Source organism: Alloalcanivorax venustensis, from assembly GCF_047495515.1.
Classification (GTDB): Bacteria; Pseudomonadota; Gammaproteobacteria; order Pseudomonadales; family Alcanivoracaceae; genus Alloalcanivorax; species Alloalcanivorax venustensis.
This window is the reverse complement of sequence record NZ_CP179934.1, coordinates 3,097,384-3,123,719: the sequence shown is the minus strand read 5'-3', so window position 1 is coordinate 3,123,719 and position 26,336 is coordinate 3,097,384. Positions and strand designations below refer to the sequence as shown.

General features: G+C 64.8%; 23 protein-coding genes. 13 read left to right on the top strand and 10 right to left on the bottom strand.

What is annotated here, in order from left to right:
- The first annotated feature begins 4 nt into the window (after positions 1-4).
- The 5 genes from ACMG4O_RS14630 to lpxC all read left to right on the top strand — a co-directional run bounded on the left by ACMG4O_RS14630 (position 5) and on the right by lpxC (position 5,313).
- Positions 5-973 (top strand): D-alanine--D-alanine ligase, encoded by a 969-nt coding sequence (locus ACMG4O_RS14630; RefSeq protein ID WP_194855125.1) that lies wholly within the window; start codon positions 5-7, stop codon positions 971-973.
- A complete protein-coding gene (locus tag ACMG4O_RS14625) occupies positions 966-1,784 on the top strand; it encodes a cell division protein FtsQ/DivIB (RefSeq protein ID WP_323745327.1) in 819 nt (272 codons plus the stop codon). Before ACMG4O_RS14630 ends, ACMG4O_RS14625 begins: the two co-directional genes overlap by 8 nt.
- Before the next feature lie 24 nt (positions 1,785-1,808).
- Positions 1,809-3,044, top strand: coding sequence for a cell division protein FtsA (ftsA, locus tag ACMG4O_RS14620; RefSeq protein ID WP_142948045.1), 1,236 nt, complete (start codon positions 1,809-1,811; stop codon positions 3,042-3,044).
- Between the two features lie 78 nt (positions 3,045-3,122).
- Entirely contained in the window at positions 3,123-4,289 is a 1,167-nt protein-coding gene (gene ftsZ, locus ACMG4O_RS14615; protein WP_067607881.1) for a cell division protein FtsZ, read from the top strand.
- Positions 4,290-4,398: 109 nt separating this feature from the next.
- A complete protein-coding gene (gene lpxC, locus ACMG4O_RS14610; RefSeq protein WP_142948046.1) occupies positions 4,399-5,313 on the top strand; it encodes a UDP-3-O-acyl-N-acetylglucosamine deacetylase in 915 nt (304 codons plus the stop codon).
- Between the two features lie 264 nt (positions 5,314-5,577).
- Here lpxC and ACMG4O_RS14605 read toward each other — a convergent pair whose 3' ends face one another.
- The gene (locus ACMG4O_RS14605) at positions 5,578-6,036 is read right to left on the bottom strand and encodes a hypothetical protein (RefSeq protein ID WP_414434055.1); all 459 of its coding nucleotides are present in this window, start codon (positions 6,034-6,036) and stop codon (positions 5,578-5,580) included.
- A 187-nt stretch (positions 6,037-6,223) separates the two neighbouring features.
- Between ACMG4O_RS14605 and ACMG4O_RS14600 the strand changes: the two genes are divergently transcribed.
- From ACMG4O_RS14600 to mutT, 4 genes are all read left to right on the top strand, one after another.
- Positions 6,224-7,153, top strand: a complete 930-nt coding sequence (locus ACMG4O_RS14600) for a M23 family metallopeptidase (protein WP_142948048.1) — start codon at positions 6,224-6,226, stop codon at positions 7,151-7,153.
- A 184-nt stretch (positions 7,154-7,337) separates the two neighbouring features.
- Positions 7,338-10,085, top strand: a complete 2,748-nt coding sequence (gene secA / locus ACMG4O_RS14595; protein ID WP_414434054.1) for a preprotein translocase subunit SecA — start codon at positions 7,338-7,340, stop codon at positions 10,083-10,085.
- Between the two features lie 2 nt (positions 10,086-10,087).
- A complete protein-coding gene (gene argJ, locus ACMG4O_RS14590) occupies positions 10,088-11,290 on the top strand; it encodes a bifunctional glutamate N-acetyltransferase/amino-acid acetyltransferase ArgJ (RefSeq protein ID WP_414434053.1) in 1,203 nt (400 codons plus the stop codon).
- Between the two features lie 62 nt (positions 11,291-11,352).
- Positions 11,353-12,357 carry an 8-oxo-dGTP diphosphatase MutT gene (gene mutT / locus ACMG4O_RS14585; protein ID WP_414434052.1) on the top strand — a complete coding sequence of 335 codons (1,005 nt, stop codon included), beginning with the start codon at positions 11,353-11,355 and terminating at the stop codon, positions 12,355-12,357.
- A 97-nt stretch (positions 12,358-12,454) separates the two neighbouring features.
- Here the strand turns inward: mutT and ACMG4O_RS14580 are convergent, their stop codons facing one another.
- The 5 genes from ACMG4O_RS14580 to pilB form a co-directional block, all read right to left on the bottom strand.
- Entirely contained in the window at positions 12,455-12,682 is a 228-nt protein-coding gene (locus ACMG4O_RS14580) for a DNA gyrase inhibitor YacG (RefSeq protein WP_414434051.1), read from the bottom strand.
- Positions 12,642-13,244: a dephospho-CoA kinase gene (coaE, locus tag ACMG4O_RS14575; protein ID WP_370209635.1), complete on the bottom strand. Its 603-nt coding sequence runs from the start codon at positions 13,242-13,244 to the stop codon at positions 12,642-12,644. Before coaE ends, ACMG4O_RS14580 begins: the two co-directional genes overlap by 41 nt.
- A gap of 123 nt (positions 13,245-13,367) precedes the next feature.
- Complete coding sequence (locus ACMG4O_RS14570; protein WP_414434050.1) at positions 13,368-14,252, bottom strand: prepilin peptidase; 885 nt, start codon at positions 14,250-14,252, stop codon at positions 13,368-13,370.
- A 2-nt stretch (positions 14,253-14,254) separates the two neighbouring features.
- Entirely contained in the window at positions 14,255-15,478 is a 1,224-nt protein-coding gene (locus ACMG4O_RS14565) for a type II secretion system F family protein (RefSeq protein ID WP_414434049.1), read from the bottom strand.
- 27 nt (positions 15,479-15,505) lie between these two features.
- Positions 15,506-17,227 (bottom strand): type IV-A pilus assembly ATPase PilB, encoded by a 1,722-nt coding sequence (gene pilB / locus ACMG4O_RS14560; protein WP_414434048.1) that lies wholly within the window; start codon positions 17,225-17,227, stop codon positions 15,506-15,508.
- 321 nt (positions 17,228-17,548) lie between these two features.
- On the opposite strand from pilB, the gene ACMG4O_RS14555 reads away from it, so the two are divergent.
- Positions 17,549-17,986 (top strand): pilin, encoded by a 438-nt coding sequence (locus ACMG4O_RS14555; RefSeq protein ID WP_414434047.1) that lies wholly within the window; start codon positions 17,549-17,551, stop codon positions 17,984-17,986.
- A 251-nt stretch (positions 17,987-18,237) separates the two neighbouring features.
- On the opposite strand, the gene ACMG4O_RS14550 is transcribed toward ACMG4O_RS14555, so the two are convergent.
- From ACMG4O_RS14550 to ACMG4O_RS14535, 4 genes are all read right to left on the bottom strand, one after another.
- Positions 18,238-18,597: a glycine zipper family protein gene (locus ACMG4O_RS14550; protein WP_370185368.1), complete on the bottom strand. Its 360-nt coding sequence runs from the start codon at positions 18,595-18,597 to the stop codon at positions 18,238-18,240.
- Positions 18,598-18,990: 393 nt separating this feature from the next.
- Complete coding sequence (locus ACMG4O_RS14545; protein WP_414434046.1) at positions 18,991-19,932, bottom strand: DUF4351 domain-containing protein; 942 nt, start codon at positions 19,930-19,932, stop codon at positions 18,991-18,993.
- Between the two features lie 124 nt (positions 19,933-20,056).
- Positions 20,057-20,902, bottom strand: a complete 846-nt coding sequence (gene nadC / locus ACMG4O_RS14540) for a carboxylating nicotinate-nucleotide diphosphorylase (protein WP_414434045.1) — start codon at positions 20,900-20,902, stop codon at positions 20,057-20,059.
- On the bottom strand, positions 20,895-22,229 hold the full coding sequence (locus tag ACMG4O_RS14535; protein WP_414434044.1) for an alanine/glycine:cation symporter family protein: 1,335 nt from the start codon (positions 22,227-22,229) through the stop codon (positions 20,895-20,897). Before ACMG4O_RS14535 ends, nadC begins: the two co-directional genes overlap by 8 nt.
- A 310-nt stretch (positions 22,230-22,539) precedes the next feature.
- On the opposite strand from ACMG4O_RS14535, the gene ACMG4O_RS14530 reads away from it, so the two are divergent.
- From ACMG4O_RS14530 to ACMG4O_RS14520, 3 genes are read left to right on the top strand one after another with little or no spacing between them, the layout of a single operon-like run.
- Positions 22,540-24,855 (top strand): DUF1631 domain-containing protein, encoded by a 2,316-nt coding sequence (locus ACMG4O_RS14530; RefSeq protein ID WP_414434043.1) that lies wholly within the window; start codon positions 22,540-22,542, stop codon positions 24,853-24,855.
- 39 nt (positions 24,856-24,894) lie between these two features.
- Positions 24,895-25,425, top strand: a complete 531-nt coding sequence (gene ampD, locus ACMG4O_RS14525) for a 1,6-anhydro-N-acetylmuramyl-L-alanine amidase AmpD (protein ID WP_414434042.1) — start codon at positions 24,895-24,897, stop codon at positions 25,423-25,425.
- Positions 25,426-25,445: 20 nt separating this feature from the next.
- Positions 25,446-26,285 carry a hypothetical protein gene (locus tag ACMG4O_RS14520; protein ID WP_414434041.1) on the top strand — a complete coding sequence of 280 codons (840 nt, stop codon included), beginning with the start codon at positions 25,446-25,448 and terminating at the stop codon, positions 26,283-26,285.
- Positions 26,286-26,336: the final 51 nt, after the last annotated feature.

The following is a 26,336-nucleotide window of genomic DNA, read 5'->3' as shown; positions in this document are numbered from 1 at the left end:
CGGCATGGCGCTGACCAGCGAAATGAAGCAGCGCCTGGCCCGCATCGGCCGGGTGGCGGTGCTCGCCGGCGGCGATTCCGCGGAGCGCTCCGTGTCCCTGAAGAGCGGCGCGGCGGTGCACCAGGCGCTGCGCCAGCTGGGCCTGATCGCCGAGCTGGTGGACCCGGCGGAGCGCGGCGTGGACACCCTTAAGGGCTTCGACGTGGCCTTTATCGCCCTGCACGGACGGGGCGGCGAAGACGGCGTGATCCAGGGGCTGCTGGAGCATCTGAAACTGCCGTACACCGGCTCCGGCGTGATGGCGTCCGCCATCGGCATGGACAAGGTGCGCACCAAACAACTGTGGAAGGGCGCCGGCCTGCCCACGCCGCCGTTCTACGTGGCCGGCCTGGACGACCGTGATATCGGCTTCCCGCTGATGGTGAAACCGTCCCACGAGGGCTCCTCCATCGGCATGGCCAAGGTGGACAGCGCGGCGGAACTGAACAAAGCCCTGGAAGACGCCCGCGCCTACGACAGCGACGTGCTGGTGGAAGCCTGGGTGCGCGGCCCGGAGTACACCGTGGCGATCGTCGACGGCCGGGCGCTGCCGTCGATCCGCCTGAAGACGCCCAACGCGTTCTATGACTTCGAGGCCAAGTACCAGTCCAACAGCACCGAGTACCTGTGCCCGGCGGGCCTCGACGACGCCGACGAGCAGGCCCTGCGCGCGCTCGCCCTGAAGGCGTTCGAGGCGGTGGGCTGCCAGGGCTGGGGCCGCGTCGACGTGATGCGCGACGAACACGGCGACTGGCAGCTGCTGGAAGTGAACACCGTACCGGGCATGACCGATCACAGCCTGGTGCCGATGGCCGCCAAGGCCGACGGCGACGATTTCGCCACCCTGGTGGCACGCATTCTGTTGGAAGCGGTGGACCGGTTTCCGCCGCGCAAGGCGAACAAAGCGAGCAAAGGGAGCAAGCCCCGTGGCTAAGGCCAGACGCCAGACACCGGACGCCCGCCGCACACGCGGCGCGTCCCCCAAGGCGACCCGCGCCAAGCGGCAGGCGCCCGCCGTGCCGATTCGCGAGCGGTTGGCGGCGGCGCTGCCCGGCGCTCTGGCCGGGCTGGTGGCGATCACCGTGGTGGCCGGCGTGATCTGGCTGCCGCGGGTGCTGGACCAGTACCCGATCCGCCAGGTGGGCGTGGACGGCGTCACCGATGTGCGTCGCCAGCAGCAGGTGCAGACCGCGCTGGCCTCGCTGGTGCGCGACGCCAACTACTTCTCGGTGCCGCTGGAGCAGATCTACCAGCGCGCCCGCGGCCTGAGCTGGGTGTCGGAGGTGTCCGTGCGCCGCCAGTGGCCGGACACGGTGAGCCTGGACGTCACCGAGCGCGAGCCGGTGGCGGTGTGGAACGAAGCGGTGCTGGTGGCCCGCGACGGCGAACCGTTCAAAGCGCTCAAACAGTACGACCTGGCCGGGCTGCCGCGTCTCAACGGCCCCGACCAGCGCCTGGAGGAAGTGATGAGCTTCTACCACAGCATGGGCAAGCTGCTGCGTGACGTGGGCCTGGGCATCGAACGAATGGAAGTGAACGCCCGGCTGACCGCCCGGCTGACTTTGGACAACCAAATGCAGCTGGTGGTGGACCGGGAAAATTACGTGGGCAAGTTACGCCGTTTCACGCGTCTGTATCGCGGTGTACTGAGCACCGACAGCCGTGGCGTGGCGCGGGTCGATTTGCGCTATGCCGATGGCATCGCGGTGACCTGGCGCGACGCGGAAGCGGACAAGAATGCTTAAGCAGAAACAGAGGATGTACCTCTAATGGCGAATGCAGTGGACAACATGATCGTGGGCCTGGACATCGGCACCTCCAAGGTCGTGGCCATCGTCGGCCAGATCACCGAGGAAGGCGTTGTGGAGGTAGTGGGTCTGGGCTCCCAGCCTTCGCGGGGCATGAAGAAGGGCGTGGTGGTGGACATCGAAGCCACCGTGCGCTCGATTCAGCGTGCCGTGGAAGAGGCGGAGCTGATGGCCGGCTGCCAGATCCATTCGGTCTACGCCGGCATCGCCGGTTCCCATGTGCGCAGCCTTAACTCCCACGGCATCGTCGCGATCCGCGACCGGGAAGTGACCCAGGCGGACATCGACCGGGTGATCGACGCCGCCCAGGCGGTGGCGATTCCCGCCGATCAGAAGACCCTGCACGTGCTGCCGCAGGAGTACGTGGTCGACAACCAGGAAGGCGTGCGCGAGCCGGTGGGCATGAGCGGCGTGCGGCTGGAAGCCAAGGTGCACCTGGTGACCTGCGCGGTGAACGCGGTGCAGAACATTGAGAAGTGCGTGCGCCGCTGCGGCCTGGAAGTGGAAGACGTGATCCTCGAGCAGCTCGCCAGTGCCCATTCCGTACTCACCGAGGACGAACGCGAGCTGGGTGTGTGCATCGTCGACATCGGCGGCGGCACCACCGACATCGCGATCTTCACCGAGGGGGCGATCCGCCACACCGCCAACATCCCGATCGCCGGCGACCAGGTCACCAACGACATCGCCATGGCGCTGCGCACGCCCAAGCAGCACGCCGACGAGATCAAGATCAAGTACGCCTGCGCGCTGACCCAGCTGGCCGGCGCCGACGAGACCATCAAGGTGCCCAGCGTCGGCGACCGGCCACCGCGCACCCTCAGCCGCCAGAACCTGGCCGAGGTGGTGGAGCCGCGCTACGACGAGCTGTTCACCCTGATCCAGGCGGAAATCCGCCGCTCCGGGTTCGAGGACATGATTCCCGGCGGCATCGTGCTCACCGGCGGCTCCTCCAAGATCGAGGGCGCGGCGGAACTGGCCGAGGAAATTTTCCACATGCCGGTGCGCCTGGGCACGCCGCAGGGCGTGGCCGGGCTCACCGATGTGGTGCGCAACCCGATTTATTCCACCTCCGTGGGCCTGCTGCTGTACGGCCAGCGCATGGAGAAGGAAGGACGCAGCCCCCGTGCCCAGGCCGGCGGCGGCGAAGTGAACTGGATGGAACGCTTCAAGAAGTGGTTCCAGGGCAACTTTTAAAGGTTTCAGAAGCGGTCGGATGGTCCGGCCGGTTTTGGGAAAAGCAGTAAACAGGGAAGCATTAACGGGAGATCAACCATGCAATTCAAACTCGAAGATTCCGTACCCCATGGCGCGGTGATCAAAGTAGTGGGCGTCGGTGGCGGCGGTGGCAACGCCGTCGATCATATGGTGCGTTCCAACGTGGAAGGCGTGGATTTCATCTGCGCCAACACGGACGCCCAGGCGCTGCGCAACTCCTCCGCGAAAACCGTGATTCAGCTCGGCAGCCAGGTCACCAAGGGCCTGGGCGCCGGCGCCAACCCGGACATCGGCCGGCAGTCCGCCATGGAAGACCGTGAGCGTATCGCCGAGCTGCTGGAAGGCGCCGACATGGTGTTCGTGACCGCCGGTATGGGCGGCGGCACCGGCACCGGCGCGGCACCGGTGGTGGCCGAAGTGGCCAAGGAGCTGGGCATCCTCACCGTGGCCGTGGTCACCAAGCCGTTCCCGTTCGAGGGCAAGAAGCGCATGCGCTCCGCCCAGGAAGGGATCGAAGCGCTCAAGGAGCACGTGCATTCGCTGATCACCATCCCCAACGAGAAGCTGCAGTCCGTGCTGGGCGGCTCCACCACCCTGCTGGACGCCTTCAAGGCGGCCAACGAAGTGCTGCAGGGCGCGGTGAAGGGCATCGCCGACCTGATCGTCCGTCCCGGCATGATCAACGTCGACTTCGCCGACGTGCGCACCGTGATGAGCGAGATGGGCACCGCGATGATGGGCACCGGCGTCGCCAGCGGCGAAAACCGGGCGGCGGAAGCGGCCCAGGCGGCGATTTCCAGCCCGCTGCTGGAAGACGTGGACCTGCGCGGCGCGCGCGGCATCCTGATCAATATCACCGCCAACGAGTCCATCGCACTGGATGAGTTCTCCGAAGTGGGCGATATCGTCAGCGAACTGGCCAGCGAAGACGCCAACGTGATCATCGGCACGGCGATCGACCCGGATATGGGCGATAATATTTCCGTGACCGTGGTGGCCACCGGTCTGGGTGCGCAGCACCAGGAACTGAAAGTGGTGCGCGGGCGTCAGACCCCCATGGGCGCCGATGGCCGGGTGGACTATAACGATCTGGATCGTCCGGCGGTGGAGCGCAAGCGCGCCCAGCAGCAGGCCGCGGGTGGCGGTGGTCGCCAGGCCGTGAACACCGCGGAAGACCTGGACTTTATCGATATCCCGACCTTCCTGCGCCGTCAGGCTGACTGACGGCGTTGGAAATATGGTGCGAAAAGGGGAGATTTGCTATCATCGCCCCCTTATTTCGCGTTGAGGATACCCGTATCCTCCGGGATACCGACGGATTTGTGACGGATCGATGATCAGACAACGAACTCTCAAAAATGTGATTCGCGCCACCGGCGTGGGTCTTCACACCGGTGAAAAGGTGTACCTGACGGTGCGCCCGGCGCCCGCGAACGCCGGCATCGTATTCCGCCGGGTGGACCTGGATCCGGTGGTGGAAATCCCCGCCGGCGCCGATAAAGTCGGTGAAACCACGCTCTCCACCACGCTGGTTCAAGACGGCGTCAAAGTGGGCACCGTGGAACACCTGCTTTCCGCCATGGCCGGTCTGGGCATCGACAACGCCTACGTGGAGTTGTCGGCGCCGGAAGTGCCGATCATGGACGGCAGCGCCGGTCCTTTCGTGTTCTTGCTGCAGTCCGCGGGCATCAAGGAGCAGGACGCCGCCAAGAAGTTCATCCGCATCAAGAAGGAAGTCACCGTCCGCGAGGACGACAAGGTGGCCACCTTCAAACCGTTCGATGGCTTCAAGGTGACGTTCTCGATCGAATTCGATCACCCGGTGTTCGAAGAGCGCAACCAGGTGGCCAGCATCGACTTTTCCTCCACGTCGTTCGTGAAGGAAGTGGCGCGGGCCCGGACCTTCGGGTTCATGCGCGACATCGAGTTCCTGCGCAGCCAGAACCTGGCGCTGGGCGGCAGCGTGGACAACGCCATCGTGGTGGACGAGTACCGCATCCTCAACGAGGACGGTCTGCGTTATGACGACGAGTTCGTCAAACACAAGATGCTCGACGCCATCGGTGACCTGTACCAGCTCGGTCACAGCCTGATCGGCGAGTTCGTGGGTCATAAATCCGGCCACGCGCTCAACAACGCCCTCCTGCGCGAGCTGCTCAAGCAGGAAGACGCTTGGGAACTGGTGACCTTCGAGGACGCGGAAAACGCACCGATTTCCTACGTGAAGCCGGTGATGGCCGCCGAATAACGGCCCGTCCCGAACACACCTCGCCGCGTGCCCGCGCGGTGTCGTGCCTCCCTGTGCGCCCTGACCGTTCTCCCGCGGTCGGGGCGCTCTCGTTTTGGGTGCGGTAAAAAAGGTTTCTGGAATCCTGCCGGCCGGCTTAGCCGGCCTTTCGCGGGCGGGGCCCGCTCCCACAAATAGCACTCCGTAGCCCGGTGGCAGCGTCCCTTGTGGGAGCGGGCCTTGCCCGCGAAAGGGAGCGACGCTCCCGGCAGGATCCCAGAGACCTTAACTCTCCGCCCGCCCGGCCAACCGCCGCAACGCCCGCGCCAACTCCTCATCCTCCACGCAATCCGCCGCCTGCCGAATATGCGCGGCACTCCCCGCGTCCAGCGGCGGCCGCTCATTGGCGCGCAGCTTGTCGGCGGTGGCGGCGGGCGCCGCCCGGCGGCCGGTGACCAGGATCTTGATGCTCTTGCCCGGCGCCAGGCTGCGCTCCAGGCGCGGCAGGTGGAAGCGCAGCAGCTGGGCGGTGGCGCTGGTTTCCACCATCGCCAGCCAGCGGTTCTCTTCCTCCACCAGCGTCACCCGGTCGCGCAGCGCCGGCGGCAGACAGTCCTGGGGCGGGGCGGCCGGGCCTTTCGGGGCCGCCGCCTTGCGGCCGCGGGCGGCTTTCGCCAGCGGCGCCAGGGTGCTGTTTTGGCGCAACAGACCCTGCAATTCCTTGGGTAGGGACGGCTTGCTCATACCTTTTCCTTGGGCTACCCTGCGAATGTAAAAAATTATAAAGCTTGCCAGGCGAGAGCACACGGGGAAGGCGCTCGCCACCTCATTCACGGAAGAAAGGAACCCTTTGCCCCGCCGGGCGGTCTCGCCTCCGGCCAGGGTGTGTTTTTACTTGCGACAGCTGAATTGAGACAGGCGCGATACAACGATGAACATCATATTGTTGAACAGCAAGCGCGGCCACTCCCGCACCATTACTTTACCGCGGTTTTTGCCCGCGCTGGTGCTGGCGGTGCTGGTGCTGATTCCCATGGCCGCCGGTGTCGGCGCCTACTGGATCAGCTACCGGGTCGCGCCGCCGTCCTACAGTGAGGAGGTGGCCAAACGCTTCCAATCCTCCCTGGAGCGGCAGAGCGACGAAGTAGCGGACCTCAAGCAGCTCAGTGAAGAACAATTCCGTGCCCTGACCCTCAAGCTGGCCGATGCCCAGGCCCGCCTGGTGCGCCTGGACGCCCTCGGCGAGCGGCTGGTGGACGTGGCCGGCATCGAAAGCGACGAATTCGACTTCGGCGGCGGCGAGCTGGCCATGGGCGGCCCCGAACCCCAGGACAGCAGCGCCTTCGCGCCGCCCTCGTTCATCGAGGAGCTGGACGGCCTCACCGAGACCTTGGAGCGCCGTGAACAGCAGCTGAACATCCTCGAGAACCTGCTCGCCAACCGCAATCTTGAAAACCAGACCTTCCTGTCCGGGCGTCCCATTACCCAGGGCTGGATGTCGAGCCGCTTCGGCCGCCGCACCGACCCGTTCTCCGGCAAGGTGGCGTGGCACGAAGGGGTGGATTTCGCCGGCAAGGACGGCTCCGACGTGGTCGCCACCGCCGCCGGCGTGGTCACCTACGCCGGCGAACGCTCCGGCTACGGCCTGCTGGTGGAGATCAACCACGGCAACGGCATCAGCACCCGCTACGGCCACGCCAAGACCGTGGACGTGAAGGTCGGTGATATCGTGCGCACCGGCGATGTGATCGCCAAGATGGGCTCCAGCGGCCGTTCCACCGGCCCGCACGTGCACTACGAAGTGCTCAAGAACGGCCGGCAGGTCAATCCGCACCCCTACATCTACCGCGCCCGCCGCTGAAAACGCTTGTGGGAGCGGGCCCTGCCCGCGAAAGGGCGGTGCCACACCGCCCGGCAGGATCCCAGAGACCTGTCTCCCCCTTTCGCCGGCCTTGAATAGTCGCCCTCCGCACCTTATCTCCTTGGTCTATTGTGTTTAGAATGGCTCTTTTTCGCCCCACCCATTGAGAATAAACGGACGTTTCATGCTGGCTACCATCGTCAAAAAAGTCTTCGGGACCAAGAATGACCGCGAGCTCAAGCGGATCAGCCGTCTGGTGGCCGGGGTCAACACCCATGGCGACGCCATGGCGGAATTGGATGACGGCGCGCTGCAGGCCAAGACCGCCGAGTTGAAGGCCGCCGTGGCCGACGGCAAGACCCTTGACGAGATACTGCCGGAAGCGTTCGCGGTGGTCCGCGAGGCGGCCACCCGGGTGATGGGCATGCGCCACTTCGACGTCCAGTTGATGGGCGGTATCGCGCTGCACGAAGGGCGCATCGCGGAGATGCGCACCGGTGAGGGTAAAACCCTGACCGCCACCCTGGCGGCCTACCTGAACGCCCTGGCCGGCAAGGGCGTGCACGTGGTCACGGTGAACGACTACCTGGCCGCGCGGGACGCCAACTGGATGCGCCCGCTGTACGAATTCCTGGGCCTGAGCGTGGGTGTCATCTACTCCCAGCAGCCGCAGCCGGAAAAGCGTGAAGCCTACGCCTGCGACATCACCTACGGCACCAACAACGAATACGGCTTCGACTACCTGCGCGACAACATGGCGTTCCGCCTGGAAGACCGGGTGCAGCGCGGCCTGTTTTACGCCATCGTCGACGAAGTGGACTCGATCCTCATCGATGAGGCGCGTACGCCGCTGATCATCTCCGGCCCGGCGGCGGACTCCTCCGAGCTGTACCGTCAGATGAACACCCTGATCCCCAAGCTGCAGCCGCAGCGCGAGGAAGAGGGCGAGGACGGCCAGAAAGCGGAAGGCCACTACTACATCGACGAGAAGCAGCGTCAGGTGGAGCTCACCGAGGACGGCCACCAGCTGATCGAGTCCCTGCTGGTGGAAAACAACCTGCTGGAAGCCGGCGAAAGCCTCTACGCCGCCCACAACCTGACCCTGCTGCACCACGTGCACGCGGCGCTCAAGGCCCACGCCCTGTTCCACAAGGACCGTCAGTACGTGGTGCAGAACGATCAGATCGTGATCGTCGACGAGCACACCGGGCGCACCATGCCGGGCCGGCGCTGGTCCGAGGGCATCCACCAGGCGGTGGAAGCGAAGGAGGGCGTGCGCATTCAGCAGGAAAACCAGACCCTGGCGTCGACCACCTTCCAGAACTACTTCCGCCTCTACGAGAAGCTGGCCGGCATGACCGGCACCGCCGACACCGAGGCGATGGAGTTCCGCCAGATTTACGGCATGGACGTGGTGGTGGTGCCCACCAACCGGCCCATGGTGCGTAAGGACGCCAACGATCTGGTCTACCTGACCCTGCAGGAGAAATTCGACGCCATCGTCGAGGAAGTGCGCGACTGCGTGGAGCGCGGCGCGCCGGTGCTGGTGGGCACCGCCACCATCGAAGCCTCCGAATACCTGGCCCAGCGGCTCACCAAGGAAAAGATCAAACACCAGGTGCTCAACGCCAAGCAGCACCAGCGCGAGGCGCAGGTGATCGCCCAGGCCGGGCGCCCGGGCACTGTGACCATCGCCACCAACATGGCCGGCCGCGGCACCGACATCGTGCTGGGCGGCAACGCCGAGGAAGAGATCAAGCACATGGACGAGCCTTCCGAGGAGAAGGCCGAAAAAATCCGCGCCGAGTGGGAAGCCAACCACAACACCGTGCTGGAAGCCGGCGGCCTGCACATCATCGGCACCGAGCGCCACGAATCCCGCCGTATCGACAACCAGCTGCGCGGCCGCGCCGGCCGCCAGGGCGATCCGGGCTACACCCGCTTCTTCCTGTCCATGGAAGACGACCTGATGCGCATCTTCGCCTCCGACCGGGTGCGCAACATGATGCGCTCCCTGGGTCTCAAGGACGGCGAAGCCATCGAGCACCGCTGGGTGACGCGCGCCATCGAGAACGCCCAGCGCAAGGTGGAAACCCGTAACTTCGACATCCGCAAGAACCTGCTGGAATACGACAACGTGGCCAACGACCAGCGCCGCGTGGTGTACAGCCAGCGTGAGCAGATTCTCGAGGCGGAGAGCCTGGCCTCTTCGGTGGAGAGCATCCGCCGCGACGTGATCCCCGAGGTGGTGCACAGCTACATGCCGCCGGGCTCCGTGGAGGACCAGTGGGACGTGGAAGGGCTGGAGAAGAGCCTGCAAGCCGAGTACAACAGCGACATCCCGGTGCGCCAGTGGCTGGAGGAAGACAACGGCCTGCACATCGAGGGCGTCACCGAGCGCATTATCGAACGGCTGGAAGCGGACTACGCCCGCAAGGAAGAGGAGATCGGCGCGGAGACCCTGCGTCCGATCGAGAAGCACCTGATGCTGCAGATCCTCGACCGCCACTGGAAAGAGCACCTGGCCAATATGGACCACCTGCGCCAGGGCATTCATCTGCGCGGCTACGCCCAGAAGAACCCCAAGCAGGAGTACAAGAAAGAGGCGTTCGAGCTGTTCCAGACCATGCTCAACCAGATCCAGCATGAGCTGGTGCGCGTGCTGCACAACTTCGAAGTGCGCCGCGAGGACGAAGTGGAGCGTCTCGAAGCCCAGCGCCAGGAAGAGGCCCGCGTGCAGGCCGAGAAAATGAAGGCCGAGCAGGAAGAAGTGGCCGCGCCCACCGCCCGGGGCGACGGCACCGGCCAGACCCAGGGACCGCCGGAGAAGCCGCGTACCGTGGTGCGCGAAGGCCGCAAAGTGGGCCGCAACGAGCCCTGCCCGTGCGGTTCCGGCAAGAAATACAAGCAGTGCCACGGAAAGCTGGATTAACCATGACACAGACCGAATGGTTCCCGGTGGCCGGCGTTAAACTCGCCGCCATCGCAGCGGGCATCAAAAAGCCCAACAAAAAGGATTTGGTGGTCATCGAGCTGGCCGAGGGCAGCCGCGCCGCCGGCGTGTTCACCACCAACCGCTTCCAGGCGGCGCCGGTGCAGGTGGCGCGCCGCAACCTGGCCGAGAAAGCGCCCCGCTACCTGATGATCAACACCGGCTACGCCAACGCCGGCACCGGCGACAAGGGCCACGCCTACTGCGAGGAAACCTGTCTGTTGCTGTCCGAGCTGGCGCACTGCGCGCCCTCGGAAGTGCTGCCGTTCTCCACCGGCGTGATCGGCCAGACCTTCCCCATGGAACCGTTCGAGGAAGGCCTGCCGCTGGCCCTGGACGACCTCAGTGAGCACCACTGGGGCCGCGCCGCCGAAGGCATCATGACCACCGACACGGTGCCCAAGGTGGCCAGCCGCCGCCTGGAGCTGGACGGCGACACCATCACCATCACCGGCATCGCCAAGGGCGCCGGCATGATCAAGCCCAACATGGCCACCATGCTCGGTTTCATCGCCACCGACGCGAAAGTGTCCCAGCCGTTGTTGGATCAGTGGGTGAAATCCCTCGCGGACCGCTCCTTCAACCGCATCACCGTGGACGGCGACACCTCCACCAACGACGCCTGCATGCTGATCGCCAGCGGCCAGGTGGGCGCCGAGATCAACGACCGGGCCGACCGCAACGCGGAGCTCCTCTACCAGGCCCTGGAAACCGTGTTCGTGGAGCTGGCCCAGGCGCTGATCCGCGACGCCGAAGGCGCCACCAAGTTCGTCTCCATCGAAGTGTCCGGCGCGCGCAGCGACCGGGACGCGCAGATCGTCGCCGAGACCATCGGCCACTCACCGCTGGTGAAGACCGCGCTGTTCGCCTCCGACCCGAACTGGGGGCGCATCCTCGCCGCCGTGGGCCGCGCGCCCATCGAAAGCCTGGACGTGGACAAGGTGGCGGTCTGGCTCAGTGAAGTGGAACTGGTGCGCGAAGGCGGCGTCGCCGACAGCTACACCGAAGAGCAGGGCGCCGCGGTGATGGCCCGCCCGGAAATCACCATCCGCGTGGACCTGGGTGCCGGCGACGGCACCGGCCAGGTGTGGACCTGCGACTTCAGCTACGACTACGTCAAGATCAACGCCGAATACCGCACCTGAACTTGTGGGAGCGGGTTGTGGGGGCGGGCCCGCTCCCAAGAGACACACCCCGACACGAGCCTATGTCTGAATCTCTCCCCGAAATAACCGTCGTCGCCGCCATCATCCGTGATCGGCGAGACCGCCTCTGCCTTAGCCGCCGCCCCGAGCACAAACACCAGGGCGGCTTGTGGGAATTCCCCGGCGGCAAAGTGGAGGAGGGCGAGCCCCTGGAGCGGGCCCTGGCGCGCGAGCTCGACGAAGAACTGGGCATGCAAGGCGCCCGCTCCCAGCCCTTTATGACCGTGCGCCACCGCTACCCGGACCTGCGCGTGACGCTGCATTTCCGCGAAGTGACCGCTTACACCGGCGAGCCCCACGGCCGCGAAGGCCAGCCGGTGGAATGGGTGCCGCTGCACGAGCTTTCCAGCCGCCAGTTCCCCGCCGCCAACCAACCGGTGGTCACCGCCCTCAAACTGCCCCGGCAACTGGTGATTCCCCCGGAAGGGCTCGGTTACCAGGACGTACTCGCCGGCATCGACCGGCTCGACCCCGACAGCCACGGCCTCTACCTGCGGCAATGGTCGCAAAGCGACGCACTCCCCGAGCTCGCCGCCCGCTGCCGCGCGCGCGGCGTCCGCTTCTGGATCCGCGACGACGCCCACCTCGCCACCCGCGAACACGCTTTCGGCCTCCACCTGACAGGTCTTGATGGGAGCGGGCTCTTGCGAGAGCGGGCCTCTGTGGGAGCGGGCCCAGCCCGCGAAAGGGCGCGCAGCGCCCGGCAGGATCCCAGAGACTTTGAACAGGCCCTCCAAAACTTCCAAGGCATCCTCTCAGCCTCTTGCCACAACGAGCAGGAAATCGCCCAAGCGGTAGAGTGGGGCGCGCAAATGGCCACCCTCTCCCCGGTCCACGCCACCGCTACGCACCCGGACGCCCAACCCCTCGGTTGGGACCGCTTCCGCGCCCTGGTGGAAGGCAAACCGCTGGTGTTCTACGCCCTCGGCGGCGTCACCCCGCAAGACCTGGACACAGCGCTCCACAACGGCGCCTTTGGGCTCGCCGGCATTCGCGCCTTTTGGTAGGCAGCCTGTTTGTGGGAGCGGCCTTGTGGGAGCGGGCCCAGCCCGCGAAAGGCCGGCAAAGCCGGCCGGCAGGATCCCAGAGCCCTATCCGATACCCTCAGCTCAGGTTATCGAAATCATCCATCGGATCGGTGGGCTCGCCGGGAATCGCATGACGCTCCGACGCCCAGTCGCCCAGGTCGATCAGCTTGCAGCGCTCCGAGCAGAACGGCCGCCAGGGGTTATCGTCCCAGCGCGAGGGTTTCCGGCATTGCGGGCAGGGGTAAATACGGGTGGGCTGTTCGTTATCCGCCATGTCGTTGCGCGAGTTCCAAATACGTTTCATGTAAGGCGTCGAGCCGCTCATGCAGGTGCCGCAGCGGGCCGTGGTTCTCCACCACGTCGTGGGCCGCCGCCAGGCGACGCTCGCGGTCCATCTGGGCGCGCATGATCGCCTGCACCTGCGCCTCGGGCACGGTGTCCCGCGCCACGGTGCGCGCCACCTGAAGCTCCGGCGGCACGTCGATCACCAGGATACGGTGCACCATCTCTTTCTGGCTACCCTCGAGCAGCAGCGGCGACACCAGTACCGTGTAAGGGGAATCGCTGGTGTGGATCTGCCGGTAGAGCTCACGGCCGATGGCCGGGTGGGTGATCGCCTCCAGATCGCGGCGCGCCTGCTCGTCGCTGAACACGATATCGCGCAGCGCGCGACGGTCCAGGCTGCCGTCGTCCTGCAGCACCGCACCGAACCGGTCGACAATGGCGTCCAGCGCCGGCTCGCCCGGCGCCACCACCGCCCGCGACGCCAGGTCCGCATCGACAATGGTCACACCGCGCCGCGCCAGATGGTCCGTGGCCGCGGTCTTACCGCTGCCGATACCGCCGGTCAGGCCGACAACAAACATAGAAGGCTCCGGAATCCGAGAGTGTTTGTGGGAGCGGGCCTTGTGGGAGCGGGCCCAGCCCGCGAAAGGCCGGCAAAGCCGGCCGGCAGGATACCAGAGAAGCGCGTTCGGTGGGATTGACCGCTACCCGAGGTTAAACAGCCCCAGGTAGGAGCTCACAATCGCCTCACCCCAGAGCAACGCGATCCACCCGGCGATCGCCAGATAGGGCCCGAACGGGATCCCCTGATCCCGCTTCACGCTGCCGCTGGCCATCATCGACACCGCGAACACCAGACCCACCACGGAGGAGAGCAGCACCACCACCGGCAGATACTGCCAGCCCAGCCAGGCGCCCAGGGCGGCGAGCAGCTTGAAGTCGCCGTAGCCCATGCCCTCCTTGCCGGTGAGCAGCTTGAACACCCAGTACAGGCTCCACAGCGCCAGATAGCCGGCCATGGCCCCGATCACCGCATCGGACAGGCTCACCGGGGAGATGCCCATTACCGCGGCCAGCAGGCCCGCCCACAACAGCGGGTAGGTGAGATCGTCCGGCAACAGGGTGGTGTCCAGATCAATCACCGCCAGGGCCAGGAGCGTAAAGCTGCCGTACAGCATAAAGATCAACCAGGGATCGTAACCGAAGCGCCAGGCGCACAGGCCCGCCACCAGCGCGGTGAGCAGCTCGATAATCGGATAGCGCTTGCTGATCGGTGCCTTGCAGCCGCTGCAGCGGCCCTTGAGCAGCGCCCAGCTCACCACCGGCACGTTCTCGTACCAGCGGATGCGGTGGTTGCAGTGCGGGCAGTGGGAGCCGGGCGTCACCAGGTTGAAGATGGGCGGCTCAGCCTCGCCCTTGGGCGCCGGCTGCTCCAATAGCTCACGGGCCTCCCGGCGCCAAGTGGCCTCCATCATCTTGGGAATACGGTGAATCACCACATTCAGGAAGCTGCCCACCAGCAGGCCGAACAGCACGCAAACCAGAATCAGGGCGGCCGGGCTGGCCGCCAGGTAATCGAGAAGCTGCACCGTTAAACCACCGCGCCGAGCTGGAAGATGGGGAGGTACATGGCGATGATCAGGCCGCCGATGAGCACGCCGAGGATAGCCATGATCATCGGCTCCAGCATGCTGGTCAAACCGTCCACCAGGTTATCTACTTCGTCTTCATAGTAGGTGGCGACTTTACCCAGCATGGCGTCGAGCGCGCCGGATTCTTCACCGATGGCAGTCATCTGCAGCGCCATGGCTGGGAATACGCCGGTGGAGCGCATCGCGAATTGAAGTTGCTGGCCGGTCGCCACGTCTTCTTTAACCTGAAGTACGGCTTTCCGGTAAACCACATTGCCAGTGGCGCCGGCACAGGCATCCAGTGCTTCAATAAGAGGCACCCCGGCTGCAAATGTGGTGGAAAGGGTACGGGCGAAGCGGGCCACGGTGGCTTTATGGGTAATCGGCCCTACCACGGGGATACGAAGCAAAAGTCTATCTACTGCGTCATGGAAGGGTTGTGACCGCTTACGGGCTTCCGTAAAACCAATAATTAAGGCCGCAGTAATAATGATGACCATTAGGAAGTTGGCCTGGAGGCCTTCTGATAACCCAATAACAAACTGCGTGAAAGCAGGCAGTTCCGCACCAAAGCCTTCAAAAAGCTCTTGGAAAGTAGGAACCACTTTGACCAGTAGAATGCCAGTTACGACAACGGCCACGCAGATAACGGCAATAGGATATTTTACCGCCTTTTTGATTTTCTGCTTTAGCGCTTCGGTTTTTTCTTTATAGAGGGCAACGCGGTCCAACATCGTTTCGAGTGAGCCGGAAGCTTCGCCGGACTCGATCAGGCTACAATAGAGATCATCGAACAGGCGTGGATGTTGACGCAGTGCTCCGGCGAAGTTGTTACCGCTCTCTACATCGGTTTTCAGTTTAAGAACCACATCACGCATAGATGGGTTTTCCAGACCATCGGAAACGATCTCAAAAGCCTGCACCAGTGGTACGCCGGCTTTCATCATGGTTGCCATCTGGCGAGTAAAGAGGGCAATATCCATGGGCTTGATTTTCTTTTTCCCGCCCAGGTTGATCTCGCGCTTCTTCACCACCTTCTTGGCCTGGATGCCCTGCTTGCGCAGTTCGGCGCGCACCAGAGCCGGCCCTTTGCCGGTGATTTCCCCTTTGACCCGGCTGCCTTTGCGGTCGATACCTTCATAGGCAAAGGTGGCCGATTTTTGTGCTGTCGCTGTTTTTGCCATAGTCGAAACCCTGACCCACCGTATAGTTTAGTGCCCGCTGGTCACCCGGCTCACTTCCTCAAGACTGGTGACGCCGTGCATGACCTTGATCAGGCCGGAACGGTACAGATCGTTGAACCCCTCTTTGCGGCACTGGTCGGCGATCTGGATGGAATTACCTTCCTCCATGATGATGCGCGCAATGCCGTCGGTGATGCGGACTACCTCGTAAACCCCCACGCGCCCCTTGTAGCCGCCTTTGCACTTCTCGCAGCCTTTGCCACTGGGGCCGTACACAGTAAACCCGGATTGGATGTCCTCGTCCGTGAAACCCATCTCAACCAGCGATTGCCTGGGCACATCCACAGGCTCCTTGCAGTGCTCGCACAGCCGCCGGGCCAGTCGCTGAGCGATAATCAGAATCACGGAAGTGGCGATATTGAACGACGGCACGCCCATATTGCGCAGTCGGGTCAGCGTCTCCGGCGCGCTGTTGGTGTGCAGGGTCGAAAGCACCAAGTGACCGGTCTGCGCTGCTTTCACCGCGATCTCGGCGGTCTCCAGATCCCGGATTTCCCCCACCAGAATGATATCCGGGTCCTGGCGCAGGAAGGCACGCAGGGCGGTGGAAAACTCCATACCCTGCTTGGGGTTCACATTGACCTGGTTGACCCCCTCCAGGTTGATCTCCACCGGATCTTCCGCCGTGGAGATGTTCCGTTCTGGCGTATTGAGGATGTTCACGCCGGTATAGAGAGACACGGTCTTACCCGAACCGGTAGGCCCGGTAACCAGAATCATGCCCTGAGGCTTGCTCAGGGCATCCATATACATCTTCTTCTGGTCTTCCTCGTAGCCCAGGTGATCGATGCCCATTTTGGCGCTTTCCGCGTCCAGTATCCGCAGCACGATCTTCTCGCCATAGAGGGTAGGGCAAGTGTTAACACGGAAGTCGATAGCCCGGCTCTTGGAAATCTTCAGCTTGATTCGGCCGTCCTGGGGCACCCGGCGCTCGGAAATGTCCATGCGCGCCATCACTTTAAGGCGGGCGGCCAGTTTGCTGGCGGTGGTGATCGGTGGCTTGGCCACCGTCTCCAGAATACCGTCCTGACGGAACCGCACCCGGTAGGTCTTTTCGTAGGGTTCGAAGTGCAGGTCCGAGGCGCCACCTTTAATGGCGTCCAGCAGCAGCTTGTTCACGAAGCGCACGATGGGCGCATCGTCAGAGCCTGCCGCTGCGTCTTCGCCACCACTGGGCACAGCATCGGTATCGGCGGTCTCCAGGTTATCCAGATCGTCATCCAGATTGTCGAACGCCTTACCTTCCTGCTCGGACTCCAGCTGATCGATCCAGCGCCGCAGCTTGTCGTCCTCGGCGATTACCGTTTCCACATTCAGGCCGGTATTGAAGCGGATCTCTTCCAGAGCCGGTAGGTTGGTGGGGTCGGACACCGCCACGAACAAGCGGCTGCCCCTCCGCAGCAGCGGCAGGATGGTGTGCTTGGTGATCAACTTGGGGTCGACGATGTCCTTGACCATCATCTCTTTAGAGAAAGCGTTCAGATCGATCAGCGGGTCGCCGAACTCCTCTGCGGCGGAGCGCGCCACCACGGCGGCGCTGACGTGGCCGCCCGCCACTAGATGATGAACAAGCGCCACCCGCGCCTGCCGCGCTTCGGCGGCGGCGGTCTGCGCCGCTTCCATGGAGAGGTGGCCTTCCTTTACAAGGCGGCGGGCCAGGCCGCTTAAAGATGCAGCGGAACTATTCATATGAAATGATCATGGTTATTTATACTTACCCCCCGAAGCAGATTGGCAGCCTTCCTACCTGCTGTAAAGAGCCTACGATCAAGGGGTTGGCTTCGTTAGTTGTATCGCCACCTTAAGTGACAGGTTTGGTCAGGAGAGGCCATAAAGAGTGACGTTCTTTGTCAGCGCCTGACAAAAAATGGCAGCGGTTTGGTGGGTGAAGCGACCTCCAGAGCCGGAAACCCGGTGCGTGAAAGTTGGCCCAATAGCTGCATAGCCTCAGTGCAGGCGCTCGCCTCGGGGGTGAGCACATAATAAAGTTTCGAGTCTGGAGAAGCTGAAATGAAACAAGTGCAGAAGGGTTTTACTCTTATCGAACTGATGATCGTAGTTGCTATCATCGGTATTCTGGCGGCCGTAGCTATCCCGGCTTATCAGGACTATACGGTGCGTGCCCGTGTCGCTGAAGCAATGTCATTGGCGTCTGGTGCGAAAACCACAGTGGCGGAAAACGCATCTGCGGGTGCAGCTACTCTGGATTCTGGCTGGACTGCGCCTAACGCTACAGATAACGTTGCCGCTGTCGCGCTTGACGGTGCAACTGGCACTATCACCGTTACTACCACAGCCAAAGCCGGTGGCGGCAATATCGCCTATGTTCCGTCCGATAATAACGGTGCGCTCGCTGCGGGTACGTTGCCGGAAGGTGCTATCACCTGGGATTGCTCTGGTGCTGGGACCACTCTCGACGCTAAGTATTTACCGGCTGAGTGTCGTTAAATCGTACATAGTTAGCGTACAGAATAGGCCCTGTTCTTTGGACAGGGCCTTTTTATTTGCGATTCTTTTTGTGCGAACCTTTTAAGGACGAGAGCTTGCTTTTTGTCTCTTCCATGGCCCTTTTGGGGCTCTTAGATAAAAAGCCCGATTAGAGTCGATCAGCTTTTCGATCGATAAACGGCAGCAACGGGGTTAGGTCTTCCGTTTCGTCTTCTGGCCCACCGGTCTTTTAAAGGTGGCGCTATTCGTCCTCAATTCAAAACCCGATAACCCCGCCCCCGCATACAGTTCTTAACCACCTGGCTTTTCTCCTGCTCCGCGTCCCCGGCTTTGCCGGCGGCACCGATCACGGCGCCGCCGCCGGCCATGCGTCCGGCCGTGCCGGAGTTGCCGAAGATAGCGCCCAGAATGCCGCCGATGATGGCGCCGCCGGCGGCGCCTTCGGCGGCGTCGCGACCGGTGCTGACTTCGTCGGCGATGGCGCGGCAGTCGGTGAGGTCTTGCTGGTACTGGGCTTCGTCGATGCCTTGCTTGTCCACCACCACGCGTTTGGATGAGGCGCAGGCGGTGGTGAGCAGGGCGGCGAGGGTAATCAGGGCGATGCGGTGCATGGTGCCTCCTTGCCGGGTTGGCCGGTGCTTACTTCATTGGACCGTTTATAGCATGGCTTGGTTCGGAGGGTGAGGGACCTGGCATTAGGGTCAGGTCTTGCGTTTGCCCGGTCGCGGTGTTGATCGGGACAGCTCGCTGGGCTACCTTTTATGCGTTTAATTGCTTATCGTCCGAGTTGGCGCAAAAGGTATCTTTATGAGAAGCGCGTTCGAACACATCAAGCAGGGGCTTGAAGAGGCCATTGCCCATGCGGAGGGCGATGAGTGTGATGTCGTAATGAGTGGTAGAAGCCTCGGCGCGGAGATTCTTGACGGCATCAGTGAGATCAAGCAGTTCAAGAAGGGCAAACTGGTCCTTCTCACTCAGGAGCTCGACTAAACGCGACCCGCTGGTTAGTTTTGCTCGAAAACCTGTTCCAGCGAGTTGGCTTCCAATATGCGGTCGGCCAAGGTTTCAATCTCCGCAGGTGTGGCTCGCTCCAGGCGGGGGCGTATCTCGTCTGGTAAAGGCCCGAAGCGATGCGTGAGTTGGCGGATCAACAACTCGACTTGTCCTTGCTGCACGCCGTCCTGCTTAGCGAGGCGTTCGAAGCTGGTGACGTATTGCATGTGAGTTTCTCCTTCGATGGCGGTGATTCGTTGCCGCAGACTTTGTTCCAGGTGCGGCGGCAGCGCCATGAGCCAGTCGATGATGCGTAACAGTTGAATAATACGGCTTTTCGCCCAGCCCTTGCCATAGAGCAACCGGATCAGGCGGTATTTGGCCCGGTAGCGCCGTGCGCTCTGGTTTCGGGTGCCTTGGGTGCGCAGGTGAGCAAGGGTGACCAGGCCGAAGGGATTGTCGCTGCCGGCAAGGTCTTTCTCCCGCCGACGGTAATCGAGCAGCTTCGCGTTGGGGAAATCCAGAATCCATTGGCAGCCGAGCGTTGATTGCCGGTAAGGACCGGGCCGCCAGCCGGGCTGATTGTCGGCCAGCACGGCCAGGCTGGCCACCGGCCGGCGGAACCGGTCGAAGATGCGGTAGTGGTAAATCATCATGCGTTCGGCGAAGTCGGATTCACGACTGCTTTGGATCTCGATGTGCAGGTGGATCCATTGGTCGCCGCCCTGCACCAGGGCTACTTCCACCAGTTTGTCGACGACGCGCCGCCCGGTGCCGGACTCCGGCACAATCTTCTGCAGCTCCTGATCCAGGAAGCGGTGGGGTTGTTGCCAGTCGATGGCCCGCCAGGCATCAGGAAAATAGAACGCCATGAAATCGGCCAGCATTATCTCGATGGCTTCTTTCCAAGGCGAATCGTAGTCGTCTTGCTGGGATGCTTCCGTTGTTGTCACTGGCTGCCTCCATCCGTTAAGGAGGCAGGGTGTCATTAAGAGGATTGAATTGGCTGTCAGCCGCCTCTGAAAAAGACGTCAGTGACTTTAGGTGATCGAGGTCCGCTCAAAGCTAGGCCTGCCCTCAGCCGAGCCGCAGCGACAGGTCGATGGCCTGCACGTGCTTGGTGAGCGCGCCGGCGGAGAGGAAGAGGTCGCGGGCGCCGGGCAGCTTTTTGACGTCGTCCAGGGTGCGGTTGCCGGACACTTCCAGGGCGCTCTGGCCGGCCAGGTCGAGGGCGGTTTCCAGCATTTCCGGGGTGAAGTTGTCGAGCATGATCTGGTCCGGGGCGAGGGCGGCGGCTTCGCGCAGTTCGTCCAGGTTTTCCACCTCGATGATGATCTTCTTGCCGGGGCCCTGTTCGCGGGCGGCGCGGATGGCGGCGGTGATGGAGCCGCAGGCGGTGATGTGGTTTTCCTTGATCAGGAAGGCGTCGTAGAGGCCCACCCGGTGGTTCTGGCAGCCGCCGCACAGCACCGCGTATTTCTGCGCGGCGCGCAGGCCGGGCAGGGTTTTGCGGGTGTCGAGCACGGTCACGCGGGTGCCGGCCACGGCGTCGGCGTAGCGGCGCGCGGTGGTGGCGGTGGCCATCATGGTCTGCAGGAAGTTCAGGGCGGTGCGTTCGCCGGTGAGGATGCGTCGGGTGTTGCCGGTGAGCGTGCAGAACACGTCGCCGGCGGCCAGCCGGTCGCCGTCCTTGGCGTGCCATTCCAGGCTCACGCCGCCGAGCTGGCGGAACACTTCCTCGGCCCAGGCGGTGCCGCACAGCACCGCGTCCTCGCGGGTGAGGATGGTGGCGGTGGCGGTGTCGTCCGCGGCGATCAGGCCGGCGGTGAGGTCGCCGTCGCCCAGGTCTTCTTCCAGGGCGAAGGCGACCGCGCGGGTCAGGTGGTCGCCGACGTAGTCGGGCAGGGTGCTGTCTTTATCCATTCGTTTTGAAAAACTCGTTGCTCAGGCGGACCACCACCGGCGCCAGCAGCAGCAGCGCGATCAGGTTGGGAACCGCCATTAGAATATTCATGATGTCCGCCAGGGCCCACACCAGGTCCAGCCCGACGATGGCGCCCACCGGCACCACCAGCACCCAGACTATCCGGAAGGGCAGCAGGGCTTTGTCGCCGAACAGGTACTGGGTGCAGCGCTCGCTGTAGAGGCTCCAGCCCAGCAGGGTGGTGAAGGCGAACACCGCCAGGCCGCAGGCCACCACCGCGTTGCCGAGGGTGCCGAAGGTGCTGGAAAACGCCAGCGCGGAGAGCGGCGCGCCTTCCTCGCCGCTGGTCCAGGCACCGGTGGCGACGATGGCCAGACCGGTGACGGAGCATACCACGATGGTGTCGATAAAGGTGCCGAGCATGGCGATGCTGCCCTGGCGGGCGGGGTGGTCGGTGTGCGCGGAAGCGTGGGCGATGGGCGCGCTGCCCAGGCCCGCTTCGTTGGAGAAGATGCCGCGCGCCATGCCGAAGCGGATCGCCTCTTTAACGGCGGCGCCGGCGAAGCCCCCGGCGGCGGCGGTGCCGGTGAAGGCGTCGTTGAAGCACAGCGCGATGGCGGCGGGCAGGGCGCTGGCGTGGTCGGCGAGCACGAACAGGCCGGCCAGCAGGTAGGTCAGCGCCATGAACGGCACGATAAAGGTGGCCACCCGGGCGATGCGCTTCATGCCGCCCAGCACCACCAGGCCCACCAGCACCGCCAGGGTCAGGCCGGTGGCCCAGGTGGGCACGCCGAAGCTGTCATTGAGGCCGTGGGCCACGGAGTTGGCCTGCACGGTGTTGCCGATGCCGAAGCCGGCGATCATGCCGAACACCGCGAACAGCAGCGCCAGCCAGGCCCAGTTCTCGCCCAGCCCCTTGCGGATGTAGTACATCGGGCCGCCCACGTACTGGCCGAGGCTGTCTTTTTCCCGGTAGTGCACCGCAAGCACCGCCTCGGCGTATTTGGTGGCCATGCCCACCAGGGCGATCAGCCACATCCACACCAGGGCGCCGGGGCCGCCGGAGTGAATCGCGGTGGCCACGCCGACGATGTTGCCAGTGCCGATGGTGGCGGACAGCGACGTGGCCAGCGCCGCGCCGGCGCCGATGGTGCCCACCCCGGTGGCCGGCGCCACGATCTGCCGGAAGCCGAAGCCCAGCCGGCGGATCGGCAGGAACGTCAGGCGGATGGTCAGGTAGATGCCGGTGCCGGCGATCAGGATCAGCGCCGGCCAGCCCCACAGCAGGCCGCTGATCTGTTTCAAGAGGTCAACAAATTCGGTCATGGCCGGTCTTTCCTTTGCAGTGTCCTGGGTTCATTTTTGTTGTGGGCAGGGTTCAGCGTGCATAACGCGTGCCGTGAGGCGGGCCTTCACGTTCCGTCAACCGGGAAATAGCCAGAGTAGGGAAAATGACCGGTAAGGGGAAGCGCTCAAGATTGAGTCCGATCGCGGTTCTTTGTACGGTGTTACCAGATATTCCCCGAATCGCGGATTGGTTCAAACTTCTCGGCACAGGGCGGTGCTAAGGTACTCTTCGTACGGAAATTCGTAGTGGTCTTCGTAGATCACGTTTGTCGCCGCCAAGGTGTGTGCCATGTCCAAAGTTACCCGCCTCAAGCCGCTGGAAGGCGGTAAAGGCCGCGCGCTGAGCCTGCCCAGGCCGCTCGAGCGCGTGCGTGACCGCATTACCGAGCGCGCCGGCGGACTGCTGGCGGACATGCTCGACGGCGCCGACGACACCCTGTTCGATCTGGCGGAGAAAGAGACCGACAGCGAGCGCGACCGCTACTTCGACGCCATGCGCGAGCTGCGCCTGCAGCGCGGCGCCCTGGAGACCGGCTTCCGGCAGGCGCTGGGTAATCTGTTCCAGGACAGCGCCCGCACCCCGGACGATCGGGAGCGCGCCACCGGCAAGGTGGCGGTGGAAGACCTGGCGCTGGTGAAACACGAAGAGCTGGAAACCACGGTCGCCCTGGACAACCTGGCCCGCCGCGCCCGCAAGGGCCACGACGAGGCCCTGCGCGCCTTCCAGCACCGCCTCGAGTACCTGTTCGAGAGCAAGGTCGACGTCACCGAACGGAACAACCCCCTGGAGCCGCGCAACCTGGCCGCCTGTTTCTCCACCTGCCTGGAGCGGCTGTCCCTGGATATCCGCGCCCGCCTGATCGTGCTCAAGCTGTTCGAGCGGGTGGTGATGGACGAGGCCGGCGCCATGGTCAACGAGGCCAACCAGGTGCTGGCCGACGCCGGCGTGCTGCCCGATATGAAAACCGTGCCCGTGCCTCGGAGCCGTCCGGCCGGCGAGAGCGGCGGGGGTGCCGGGGCCTCCGGCTCGGGCGCTTCGGCGGCCTCGGAACAGCCCCGTACCGCCGGCGGCACGTCCTCGGCGGGTGAGGCCTCGGCGGCCGCGCCGCCGGCGGACAACGCCATGTTCGGGCTGCTTCAGGAACTGCTCACCACCCTGCGCGGGCTGGGCCCCGCCGGCGGCGCGCCGGCTTCCGGTGCGTCCGCGCCCGCCGGCGCCGGCGCGCCCGTGGCCGGCGGTGGCGCCGCGCCCACCTCCGGCATGGCGATCATGCACAACGGCGTGGCCCACCTGAACGGCGCCCCGCTCACCGCCGATGCGCCGGTGCAGGCGGTCAGCAGCCAGGACCTGTTCGGCCTGCTCACCCGCCTGCAGCGCCTTGAGCATGCCCTGGAGGGCGGCGCCGACGCCCAGGACCGCAGCGTTAAGGACGAGCTTTCCGACCTGCTCGAGAGTGAGAACAGCGAGGCCATCCACGCCCTGGATCAGGCGGACGACGACGTCATCAACCTGGTCGCCATGCTGTTCGACTTCATCCTCGACGACGAGGGCCTGCCCTCGGAAATCAAGGCGCTGATCGGCCGGCTGCAGATTCCTCTTTTGAAGGTGGCGATCGCCGACAAGACCTTCTTCAGCAACGAAGAGCACGACGCCCGCCTGCTGCTCAACACCCTGGCCCGCGCCGGCTGCCAGTGGGACCCGCAGCAGGGCTATGACGACGAGACCTACCAGCGCATCGACCGGGCGGTGCACGCCATCATCGACGATTACGACGAAGACGCCGGCCTGTTCAGCGAGCTGCTGGCGGAGTTCGAATCGTTCTTCAGCGACCAGCGCGCCCGCGCCGAGCGCGTCGCCGAGCGGGTGCGCGAAGCCGAGGAGGGCAAGGCCCGCGCCGAGCAGGCCGCCGACGCGGTGCGCCGCTATATCGATGCGCGCCTGGCCGGCCGCCAGGTGCCGGACGTGGCGGTGCGCCTGCTGGGCCAGGGCTGGCAGCAGGTGCTCTACCTGACCTGGCTGCGCCAGGGCGAGGACAGCGATACCTGGCGCCGCTACGCCAAGGTGGTGGACGCGCTGGTGTGGAGCGTGATGCCTCACCGTGCCCCGGCGGACCTGGAGAAGTTGCGCGACCTGAGCCCGAAAGTGGTGCGCGCGCTGGAGCACGGTCTGGAATCCATTCAGTACGACGCCGGCGAAACCCGCGCTCTGCTGGACGACCTGCTGGCCGTCCACGACAGCCTGATCAAGGGGCTGGAGACCGAGCGGGTGGCGGTGCCCAAGGCGCCGGAGCCCGAACCGCCGGCCCCCTCGGCGCTGCCCGACGACCACGAGCTGGTGGCACGGGCCCGGCGCCTGCGCGCCGGCCAGTGGCTGGAAATCGGCGACGGCGAGGACGCCCAGCGCGCCAAGCTGGCCGCCAACATCCGCGACGGCGCCAAGCTGGTGTTCATCAACCGGCGCGGCATCAAGGTGCGCGAATACGATGCCGCCGGCCTGGCCCAGGCGCTCCACGACGGCGAGGTCAAACTGATCGAGGACGGCGCCCTGTTCGACCGCGCCCTGGAAGCCGTGATCAGTGACCTGCGCCGCATGCAAAGCGCCTGACGTCTTGTGGGAGCGGGCCCCGCCCGCGAGAATAGCCCCATGCTGACACTCACCAATCACTGGGTGGACCAGGCGCGCAAAGTGCCGTCGCCCAACTTCAACGCCCGCCCGGACCCGGAAGACATCTCCCTGGTGGTGATCCACAACATCAGCCTGCCGCCGGAAGAGTTCGGCGGCCCCCAGGTGGAAGCCTTTTTCCAGAATCGCCTGGACCCGTCCGAGCACCCGTACTTCGAAGAGATCCGCGACCTGAAGGTGTCCTCCCACTTTCTGATCCGCCGCGACGGCGAGCTGGTGCAGTTCGTCGCCTGCGACCAGCGCGCCTGGCACGCCGGCGTCTCCCGCTGGCGCGACCGTGACAACTGCAACGACTTCGCCCTCGGCATCGAGCTGGAGGGCGCCGACCACGTCCCCTTCGAGGACGCCCAGTACCGCAGCCTGCGCGCGCTGCTCGACGCTCTGATCGCCCATTACCCGCGCCTGTCCAACGACGCCATCACCGGCCACGAGCACATCGCGCCCGGCCGCAAGACGGACCCCGGCCCCGCCTTCGACTGGACCCGCCTCTAAGACGTGGTATAAACGAGAGTATGAAACTACTCGTTATTCTGCTCGTGCTCGCCCTGCGCCGTCGTGACGGCGGCTGGCCGCTTTGGTTGACCCGCGAGGAGCGCCATCAGCGCTTTATCGATCGGCTGTCGCCGGGCGGCGGCGCGCTGGCCTGGTGGCTGGCGGTGGCGTTGCCGACACTGCTGGTGGCGCTGCTGTTCAGCTGGCTGTGCGGCCCGGTGGGCGCGTTGCTGACCCTGCTGCTGGGCGGCGGGCTGCTGCTCTGGCTGATCGGCGTGGAGAGCGAGTTCCGGCGCATGGACACCCTGCTGGTGCGCGGGCGCATGAACGACCGCGACGCCCTGGCCGGCAGCGCCGCCCGGGCGTTCGACACCGGGCCGCTGGATGACGGCCCGGACAGCGAGCGGGCCTGGTTCAATGATCTGGCCGACCGCTTCGTGCTGCGCGCCGGCGATCTGTTCGCGGTGCTGTTCTGGGTTACGGTGCTGGGCTTCGGCGCGGCGCTGCTGTTCGTGCTCAACCGGGCCTGGCTGCGCCGTCATCCGGAGCACAGCGACTGGGCCCGCAGCCTGGACATCGCCCTGGCCTGGATCCCGGCGCGGCTGACCACCCTGGCCCTGGCCCTGGTGGGGCATTTCGGCATGGTCGCCCAGGCCGTGAGCGGGCGCATCTGGCGCCTCGACGACAGCCGCGGCCTGCTTACCCTGGCCGCCGACGCCGCCCTCGGCGGCGACGCCGACAGCAACGAGCCCGCCTTCCAGGCCGGCGTCAACCGCCTCGAAGCCCTCCAGGAGCTGATGCTCCGCGCATTAGCGGTGTGGCTTATTTTCGCCGCGCTCTGGGCTGTGTTGCCCACCTAGCTGGAGCGAGCATTGTGGGAGCGGGCCCTGCCCGCGAAAGGGCGGCCTCCT

Coding starts and splice junctions, on each gene's coding strand:
- argJ (WP_414434053.1), top strand. CDS start 10,088: ATGACACAGACCGAATGGTTCCCGGTGGCCGGCGTTAAACTCGCCGCC.
- pilB (WP_414434048.1), bottom strand. CDS start 17,227: ATGAATAGTTCCGCTGCATCTTTAAGCGGCCTGGCCCGCCGCCTTGTA.
- ACMG4O_RS14535 (WP_414434044.1), bottom strand. CDS start 22,229: ATGACCGAATTTGTTGACCTCTTGAAACAGATCAGCGGCCTGCTGTGG.
- coaE (WP_370209635.1), bottom strand. CDS start 13,244: ATGTTTGTTGTCGGCCTGACCGGCGGTATCGGCAGCGGTAAGACCGCG.
- ampD (WP_414434042.1), top strand. CDS start 24,895: ATGCTGACACTCACCAATCACTGGGTGGACCAGGCGCGCAAAGTGCCG.
- ftsZ (WP_067607881.1), top strand. CDS start 3,123: ATGCAATTCAAACTCGAAGATTCCGTACCCCATGGCGCGGTGATCAAA.
- ACMG4O_RS14550 (WP_370185368.1), bottom strand. CDS start 18,597: ATGCACCGCATCGCCCTGATTACCCTCGCCGCCCTGCTCACCACCGCC.
- ACMG4O_RS14565 (WP_414434049.1), bottom strand. CDS start 15,478: ATGGCAAAAACAGCGACAGCACAAAAATCGGCCACCTTTGCCTATGAA.
- ACMG4O_RS14630 (WP_194855125.1), top strand. CDS start 5: ATGGCGCTGACCAGCGAAATGAAGCAGCGCCTGGCCCGCATCGGCCGG.
- ACMG4O_RS14605 (WP_414434055.1), bottom strand. CDS start 6,036: ATGAGCAAGCCGTCCCTACCCAAGGAATTGCAGGGTCTGTTGCGCCAA.
- nadC (WP_414434045.1), bottom strand. CDS start 20,902: ATGGATAAAGACAGCACCCTGCCCGACTACGTCGGCGACCACCTGACC.
- lpxC (WP_142948046.1), top strand. CDS start 4,399: ATGATCAGACAACGAACTCTCAAAAATGTGATTCGCGCCACCGGCGTG.
- ftsA (WP_142948045.1), top strand. CDS start 1,809: ATGGCGAATGCAGTGGACAACATGATCGTGGGCCTGGACATCGGCACC.
- secA (WP_414434054.1), top strand. CDS start 7,338: ATGCTGGCTACCATCGTCAAAAAAGTCTTCGGGACCAAGAATGACCGC.
- mutT (WP_414434052.1), top strand. CDS start 11,353: ATGTCTGAATCTCTCCCCGAAATAACCGTCGTCGCCGCCATCATCCGT.
- ACMG4O_RS14555 (WP_414434047.1), top strand. CDS start 17,549: ATGAAACAAGTGCAGAAGGGTTTTACTCTTATCGAACTGATGATCGTA.
- ACMG4O_RS14530 (WP_414434043.1), top strand. CDS start 22,540: ATGTCCAAAGTTACCCGCCTCAAGCCGCTGGAAGGCGGTAAAGGCCGC.
- ACMG4O_RS14520 (WP_414434041.1), top strand. CDS start 25,446: ATGAAACTACTCGTTATTCTGCTCGTGCTCGCCCTGCGCCGTCGTGAC.
- ACMG4O_RS14580 (WP_414434051.1), bottom strand. CDS start 12,682: ATGAAACGTATTTGGAACTCGCGCAACGACATGGCGGATAACGAACAG.
- ACMG4O_RS14600 (WP_142948048.1), top strand. CDS start 6,224: ATGAACATCATATTGTTGAACAGCAAGCGCGGCCACTCCCGCACCATT.